General features: G+C 70.6%; 8 protein-coding genes. 1 reads left to right on the plus strand and 7 read right to left on the minus strand.

Annotated elements, in window-relative coordinates:
- Window positions 1-7 precede the first annotated feature (7 nt).
- The 7 genes from FXO23_RS06005 to FXO23_RS06035 all read right to left on the minus strand — a co-directional run bounded on the left by FXO23_RS06005 (window position 8) and on the right by FXO23_RS06035 (window position 6502).
- Window positions 8-760, minus strand: a complete 753-nt coding sequence (locus FXO23_RS06005) for an NADH-quinone oxidoreductase subunit C (RefSeq protein ID WP_158881551.1) — start codon at window positions 758-760, stop codon at window positions 8-10.
- 6 nt (window positions 761-766) lie between these two features.
- A complete protein-coding gene (locus FXO23_RS06010) occupies window positions 767-1315 on the minus strand; it encodes a NuoB/complex I 20 kDa subunit family protein (RefSeq protein ID WP_158881553.1) in 549 nt (182 codons plus the stop codon).
- A 10-nt stretch (window positions 1316-1325) separates the two neighbouring features.
- Complete coding sequence (locus FXO23_RS06015) at window positions 1326-1736, minus strand: NADH-quinone oxidoreductase subunit A (protein ID WP_158881671.1); 411 nt, start codon at window positions 1734-1736, stop codon at window positions 1326-1328.
- 392 nt (window positions 1737-2128) lie between these two features.
- Window positions 2129-3424, minus strand: a complete 1296-nt coding sequence (locus tag FXO23_RS06020; RefSeq protein ID WP_158881555.1) for a geranylgeranyl reductase family protein — start codon at window positions 3422-3424, stop codon at window positions 2129-2131.
- Window positions 3421-4125, minus strand: a complete 705-nt coding sequence (locus FXO23_RS06025; RefSeq protein WP_158881557.1) for a demethylmenaquinone methyltransferase — start codon at window positions 4123-4125, stop codon at window positions 3421-3423. Before FXO23_RS06025 ends, FXO23_RS06020 begins: the two co-directional genes overlap by 4 nt.
- 193 nt (window positions 4126-4318) lie before the next feature.
- Window positions 4319-5425 carry a glycosyltransferase gene (locus FXO23_RS06030; RefSeq protein ID WP_158881559.1) on the minus strand — a complete coding sequence of 369 codons (1107 nt, stop codon included), beginning with the start codon at window positions 5423-5425 and terminating at the stop codon, window positions 4319-4321.
- 3 nt (window positions 5426-5428) lie between these two features.
- Window positions 5429-6502 carry a glycosyltransferase family 4 protein gene (locus FXO23_RS06035; RefSeq protein WP_281356477.1) on the minus strand — a complete coding sequence of 358 codons (1074 nt, stop codon included), beginning with the start codon at window positions 6500-6502 and terminating at the stop codon, window positions 5429-5431.
- Window positions 6503-6775: 273 nt separating this feature from the next.
- On the opposite strand from FXO23_RS06035, the gene FXO23_RS06040 reads away from it, so the two are divergent.
- Window positions 6776-7612, plus strand: coding sequence for an inositol monophosphatase family protein (locus FXO23_RS06040; RefSeq protein ID WP_158881561.1), 837 nt, complete (start codon window positions 6776-6778; stop codon window positions 7610-7612).
- Window positions 7613-7761 lie beyond the last annotated feature (149 nt).

A 7761-nucleotide genomic window follows, 5' to 3' on the forward strand; every position in this document is an offset into this window, starting at 1 on the left:
TCGGCGTTCATGAGTACGACCTCCGCTGGTCCGGCGGCGGGATCTCCGCGCCCTTGTATTCCACCGGGATCCCGCCGAGCGGGTAGTCCTTGCGCTGCGGGTGCCCGTCCCAGTCGTCCGGCATCAGGATCCGGGTCAGCGCGGGATGGCCGTCGTAGACGATCCCGAACATGTCGTAGGCCTCCCGCTCGTGCCAGTCGGCCGTCGGGTAGACCTCCACAATGGACGGAACGTGCGGGTCCTCGACGTCCAGGGTGACCTCGAGCCGGATCCGCCGCCGGTAGGTCATCGAGGTCAGGTGGTACACCGAGTGCAGCCGCTGCGGCACGTCCGGTCCGTAGTCCACCCCGGACACCGAACTGCACAGCTCGAACCGCAGCCCGGCGTCGTCGCGCAGCGTCCGGCAGATCCCGACCAGGTGCTCGCGCGCCACGTAGAAGGTGATCTCGCCGCGGTCCACGGTCACCTGCAGCACCGATTCGACCGGGATCCCGTTGTCGGACAGGGCGGCGAAGAACTCGTCGGCCAGTTCGTCGAACCAGCCGCCGTACGGGCGCTCGGCGGGCGGCGCGGTGTAGGCGGGCAGCCGCAGGCCGCCGTACCCGGAGGTGTCCCCGGCGTCGGAAACGCCGAACATGCCCTTGCGTTCGCGGCCCGCGACGACCGGCTCGGCGGGTTTGGGGCCGCGCGGCTCCAAACCGGTCTCGGCGCGTTCGGCGCTGGACTGCTCGCCGCCGGTCACTGGTTTCTCTTCAGGCATCGGCGATCACTTCTTCGCGTACTTGACGGACGAGGGCACCAGCTCGGTCCGCGCACCGCTGGCGGCGCGCAGCGCGGCCCGGCGCGGGCCCAGCGGCTCGTCCTGGATCTTGGCGTGCAGCTTGAGAATCGCGTCCAGCAGCATCTCCGGCCGCGGCGGGCAGCCGGGCAGGTACATGTCCACCGGGACGATGTGGTCGACGCCCTGCACCACGGCGTAGTTGTTGAACATCCCGCCGGAGGAGGCGCACACGCCCATCGCGAGCACCCAGCGCGGTTCGGCCATCTGGTCGTAGATCTGGCGCAGCACCGGCGCCATCTTCTGGGTGACCCGCCCGGCGACGATCATCAGATCGGCCTGGCGCGGGGTCGCGCTGAACCGCTCCATGCCGAACCGCGCGATGTCGTAGCGCGATCCGCCGGTGGTCATCATCTCGATCGCGCAGCAGGCCAGGCCGAAGGTGGCGGGCCAGAGCGAGTTCTTCCGCGCCCAGTTGACCAGGCCCTCCAGGCTGGCCAGCAGGATTCCGTTGGGCAGTTTCTCTTCGAGCCCCATGGGTTCCCCCTTAGTTCCAATCCAGCCCGCCGCGCCGCCACACGTAGGCGTACGCGAAACCGACCGTCGCGATGAACAGCGCGATCTCCACCAGGCCGAACATGCCCAGGGCGTCCGCCGAAACCGCGAACGGGTAGAGGAAGACCATTTCGATGTCGAACAGGATGAACAGCATCGCGGTGATGTAGTAGGCCACCGGCATCCGGCCGCCGCCCACCACCGGCTGGGGCGAGGGCTCGATCCCGCATTCGTAGGCCGACAGCTTCGCCTTGTTGTAGCGGCTCGGGCCGACCAGCGGGCCGAGCAGCACGGAGAACACGGCGAACGCCGCGGCCAGCACGAAGAGCAACACGAGTGGCAGGTACATCCGGAGCCCGGGCGCCGGGGTGTCCTGCGCCAGCTGCCCGGCCGTTTCCAACATCAGCACGGTTTCGCCTTCCTTTCCGCGCCGCTGCTTCTTCGTTTCGTTGTGGTCTGTGCTACTACCTGGGGCCGACCCTAAGGGACCTACGTCACACGTCCGAGGGTTAGGGCAGCCTTACTCGCCGTGCTCATCCACCCCAGTCTTCGCGGTCGCTTGTGAAAAAGTTCACAAGCACTTCGTCGAAGTTGTGAAGCGGTTCACAAAGCATGGGCCCAGTGTAGGACGCGAGTCACAGTGTTGTCGCCAGGACCCGTGCTATAAGGGTGACCTAACCTCGTGGGTTTCAACCGGACAGGCGTACCGGGTAGCAGTGCCGAGACCTGCGCGAAAGCGATCAGGAAGCCCGTTTCAGCCCGGACAATCCGGACTCACGTGTGTGACCTAACCCACTACCGCGGGCTGGGCGTAAGCCGTGACGCGATCGAGATGAGCCGGTCCACCGCGTCCCCGCCCTTGGCGTCGTAGCAGCCGGAAAGTCCCTTGTACACCAAGGGAATCAGCGGGTTGACGCGCAGCCCGTACTTGGTCGCGGCGCGCATGATCGCGGGTTTGCCGATCGCCTTGGCGAACAGGTTGCCGAGCCGGTAGTAGCCGCCCATCAACTCCTTGAGCGCGAGCGGGTAACCGTGCAGCGCACGTTCCCGCGACGGCCCCTCCGGCCGGGCCAGCGCCTGCACCACGAACTCGGCGGCGAGCTGCGCGGACTCCATGGCGGCGGAGATGCCCTCGCCGTTGAACGGGCTGACCATCCCGCCCGCGTCGCCGAGCAGCAGCAGGCCGTCGCGGTAGTGCGGGGTGCGGTTGAACCCCATCGGCAGCCCGGCGCCGCCGACCTTGCCGACCGCGTTCTCCTCGCGGTAGCCCCATTCCTCGGGCGTGGAGTCCAGCCACTGCCGCAGCAGCGCGCGATAGTCGGTGCTGCGGAAGGCTTTCGACGTGGACAGCATGCCGAGCCCGACGTTCACCGTGCCGTCGCCGAGCGGGAACGCCCAGCCGTACCCGGGCAGCAGCTTGGGGCTGCGCGGATCGGTGCGGTCCCACAGTTCCAGGTGGCCCTCGATGAACGGGTCGTCGTGGCGGGGGCTCTGGTAGTAGCGCCGCACGGCGACGCCCATCGGCCGCTTCTCGTGCTTGCCGATGCCGACGCTCAGCGCGAGCCGCGCGGACACCCCGTCGCAGGCGAGCACCAGCGGGGCCCGGTAGCTGACCGGGGTCTTCTCCGGCCCCGCCTTGGCCTCGACGCCGACCACCCGGCCGGTGCGTTCGTCGGTGATCGCGCCGGTGACCGCGGTGCGCTCGTACAGCCGCGCTCCCGCCTTCTGCGCGGTCTTGGCGAGCAGATCGTCGAAGTCGTGCCGGGTCCGGGAGACACCGTAGGGCGGGTAGCTGGTGAGCTCCGGCCAGTCCAGCTCGAGGGTCAGCTCGCCGGTCAGGATGCGCAGGCCCCGGCTGTGCACCCAGCCCGCCTCCTGGCTGGTGTCGATACCGAGGTCGATGAGCTGCTTGACCCCCCGCGGGGTGAGCCCGTCACCGCAGACCTTCTCCCGCGGGAACACGGTCTTCTCCAGCAGCAGCACGTCGATCCCGGCGCGCGCGAGGTAGGTCGCGACGGTCGAACCGGCCGGACCGGCGCCGACGACGATGACTTCGGCATCCTGGTCGGGACCGCGGCGGCTCTTACTCATGAGTCGGAGTCTACGGAAGGCTTGGTCGCCCGGTGGATGGCGACGACGCCGAACGTGAGGTTCAACCACTCCACGTCCTGCCAGCCCGCGCTCGCGATGATCTCGCCGAACTCCCGCTGCGCGGGCCAGGTCAGCATGGATTCGGCCAGGTAGGCGTAGGCCTCCGGGTTGGTGGAGGACCGGCGGCCGACCCAGGTCAGCACGCGCAGGATGAACTTGCGGTAGAGGAACCGGATCGGCGCGAAGGTGGGCGTGGACACCTCGCAGACGACCAGCCGGCCGCCGGGGCGGACCACCCGGGCGATCTCGGTCAGCGCGGCCTTGGTGTCGACGAAGTTCCGGATGCCGAGCGAGATCGTCGCCGCGTCGAAGCTGTTGTCGGCGAAGGGCAGGTTGAGGGCGTCCGCGGCGACCATCGGCACCCGGCGATGCCGTCCGGCCCGCAGCATGCCGAGGGAGAAGTCGGCGGCCAGGCACCAGGCGCCGCCGCGCGCGTACTCCTGGGTGGACACCCCGGTGCCGGCGGCGAGGTCGAGGACCTTCTCGCCGCGGCGGGCGTCGAGCACCCGAGCGGTGGTGGTGCGCCATCGCCGGTCGAACCCGAAGGTCATGAAGGAGTTCGCCCGGTCGTAACCGGACGCGACACCGTCGAACATGGCGGCGACTTCGTGCGGATCCTTGTCCAGACTCGCTCGGGACATGACGAAAGCCTAGTCCGCGGGTGCGGAGAGCGCGCCCGCGTGCCCGGCTTACCCGCAAGCCGTTTCGCGTTTCGCCTGCCCAGCGGTCACCGAACGGAGTCGATCCGACCGGGAAACGCCCTCCTTGCGAGTGATGACAGTCTCGAACATACGTTCGATACTTGAAGGGTGATTCCCTTAGCCACCGGCGGCGTCAGCCGTCGAACACCGTCAGCATCCCGCGCACCGAATCCGGCCACGCGAACTCCTCGGCCCGGGCGCGCGCCGCCGCGCGCCGCGCGCTCTCCGGGCTTTCCAGCAGCCCGGTGACCGCCGAGGCGAAGGCCGGCGCGTGATCGTCCACGGCCGCCCCGCAGCCCGGCCGCACGATCTCGCGCAGCGCCGAGGAGGCCGAGACCACCACGGGCGTGCCCGAGGCCAGGGCCTCCAGCGCCGCCAGCCCGAAGGTCTCGTGCGGCCCCGGTGCGAGCGAGACGTCCGCACTCGCCAGCAGCCGCGCCACCTCTTGCCGATCGGAAAGGAAACCGAGGAATGTCACCGGAAGACCCCGCGCCCGGCGCTCCAGTGCCCGCCGCCTTGGCCCGTCGCCGGCCACCACCAGCCGCACCCGATCACCCGATTCCGTCAGCTCGGCGACCGTGTCCACGCTGCGCTCCACATGCTTCTCCGGAGACAGGCGTCCACAGTGGACTATCAGGGCGTCCGCGCCTCCCGCCAGGGCATGCCGCCAGCCGGTATCCCGCCTGGCCGGAGCGAAGGCAGCGAGGTCGACCCCGAGCGGGACCTGCCGCACATTGGGCACCGCGATGCGATCGAACTCGGCGCGGGCGAAAGAGGTGGTACAGACCACGGTGTCGTAGCTGCCCGCCATCCGGCGGTTAGCCACGTCCGCGATCCGCCGCGCCGCCGGTGACGGGAGCAGGAACTGTTCCAGCAGCCGGTCCAGGCGTTCGTGCGAGATGACCACGCTCGGCACGCCGTGGCGGCGGGCCCAGGTGCCCATCCCGCGCAGGGTGAGCCGGTCGGAGACCTCCAGCCGGTCCGGCCGCAGGCGCCGCAGCACCGCGCGCACGCGGTGCGGATCGACCGCGCGGTAGCCGCCGGTGCCGGGGATCTTCGGCGCGGGCAGGGAGAACCGCCGCACCCCGGTCGGCAGCAGCTCGTCGGCGTACCGGCTACCGGGCACCACCAGCGTCACCCGGTGTCCGCTGGCGACATACCCGGCGCCGAGGTGGTTCAGGGCCGTCCGGAGGCCACCCGACCGCGGGCCGTAGAAGTTCGCCAGCTGGACGATGTGCATGGCTCACGCGGCGCGCGCCGCACGGCCGGTCACGGCCTCGTAGTGGCCGACCAGTTCCTGGCACACCGCCGGCCAGGTCCGTCCGGTGACGACCTTGCGCGCCTTCTGCCCGAGCCGGGCGCGCAGCGCGTCATCCCGCAGTTCCCGTACCCGAGTGACGAGTTCGGCCGCGAATCCCGCGCGGTCGACGGGAAGGAGGTAGCCCGTCCGTCCGGGCAGCACCAGGTCACGAGGTCCGCCCGCGTCCGGGGCCAGCACCGGCAACCCGGAGGCCATGGCCTCCTGCACCGCCTGGCAGAAGGTCTCGTGCGGTCCGGTGTGCACGAAGACGTCCAGGCTGGCGTAGGCCGTGGACAGGTCCTTGCCGTACCGCGCGCCGAGGAAGGCGGCGCCGGGCATCCGCTCGCGCAGGCCGTCGAGTTCCGGGCCGTCGCCGACCACCACGACCCGGATGCCGTCGACTCCGGCGAGGGCGACCAGCCGGTCGACCTCCTTCTCCGGGGCGAGCCGGCCGACGAAGCCGACCAGCAGCTCGCCGTTCGGGGCGAGTTCGGCGCGCAGCGCGGGATCGGCGTGGGCGGGCGAGAACCGTTCGATGTCGACGCCGCGTCCCCAGCGGTGCACCCGGGGCACCCCGTGCAGGCGCAGTTCACGCACCGATTCGGTCGACGGGGCGAGCGTGCGATCGGCCCGGGAGTGCAGGCGGCGCACCCAGCGCCAGGCGGCCCGCGCGCCGAGGCCGAGGCCGTACGCGGTGGCGAACCCGGCGATGTCGGTCTGGTAGACGGCGACCGCGGGGACCCGCAGCCGCCGGGCGGCGGCGAGCCCGCGCGCGCCCACCACGAAGGGCGAGGCGAGGTGCACCACGTCCGGGCCGAAGGCGGCCATCGCGGTGAGCACGGTTCTGGTCGGCACCCCGATCGGCAGCGAGTTGACCACGGGCAACTCGACCGCCGGGATGCGCACGACCGGGGCGCCCCGGTATTCGGCGGGTCCGACCAGGCCCGGCGCGATCACGAGCACGTCATGCGCGCGCTCGCGAAGATGCTCGACCACCCGCAGGACGGAGTTGGTCACGCCGTTCACCTGCGGAAGGAAGCTTTCGGTGACGATGGCGATTCGCACATCCCGACTGTCGCAGCCGGTCCGAGTCACCCGGCGAAACTCGCGTGACCACCGGGCCAACGGTGCCGGAAATTCCTGTAGCGGGGTGATCAGGTTGGCGATGCCCGCCGAACACGCCCATGAAAGGGGGCAAAAGTAACCGATTCGAGATCTTGGGGTGCCGATCGCGGACATGTCATCTCGGTGTCGCACTCCGTACACCGGGAACGCGCAGTCTTGACTGGCGTGACCCTCTTGTCCTCGCGCCCGTCCCAGCCGGTTGAACCCGGCCTGCTGTCACGCGCGCTCGATGTCGCCGGGCGGCTGGCCAACGACGCTACCGACGTGATCACCGCGACCGCCGGTCGTGGCGCCCGCCCCGACGTCAGGGACTCGCCCTTCGACTGGGTCACCGACACCGACCGGATCCTGGAGCGGCACACCCGCCGGGTGCTGACCGCCGAGTTTCCCGGGATCCCGGTGGTCGGCGAGGAGTTCGGCGCCGACCTCGGCGCGGACGTCGCCGAGTACCGGTGGGTGGTCGATCCGGTCGACGGCACCGCGAACTACGTCGCCGGGGTGCCCTGGTGCGCGTACAGCCTCGCGCTGATCGACGCCTCCGGGCCGGTCGTCGGTGTGGTGGCCGATCCGTACCGCGCGCAGATCTACGCGGCGGCCCGGGGCCGGGGCGCACGCGCCAACGGGACGCCGGTGCGGTTGTCCGGGGAGGCCACCACCGCCGGGGCGATCGTGTGCACCGAGCTCACCCGCAGCGGACCGTGGCCGGGGATGGGCGAGTTCATCCAGCGTGCGGCTGCCGCCCACGCCGGGGTCCGGGTGCTCGGCTCGGCCGCGCTGTCGATCGCGCAGGTCGCCCTCGGCCACGCGATCGCCGCGGTGCTGCACAGCTACCACGAATGGGACGTCGCCGGTTCGGTCGCCATGGCGATCGAGGCGGGGGCGGTGGTCCTGGACCGGCGCGGCGAAGGCACCGCGCTGCCCGCGGACGGCCTGCTGGTCGCCGCCCCGGACGTCGCCGAAGAGGTGCTCTCCTGGTGGCAGGAAACCGCCGGGGTTCGCTGACCTCAGTTCGAGCGCTGCCGCGCGATCTTCACCCGAATGGATCCAACCGGGGTTCGCCTGCGTCGTACCGGCCGTACCAGCCCGTGCGTCGACTAGACGACCTATTCCAAGGGGTGCGAGGTCGAAGACGTAGGCGAGGGTGTCCATGA

This window comes from Amycolatopsis anabasis (genome assembly GCF_009765355.1).
Lineage (GTDB): Bacteria > Actinomycetota > Actinomycetes > Mycobacteriales > Pseudonocardiaceae > Amycolatopsis > Amycolatopsis anabasis.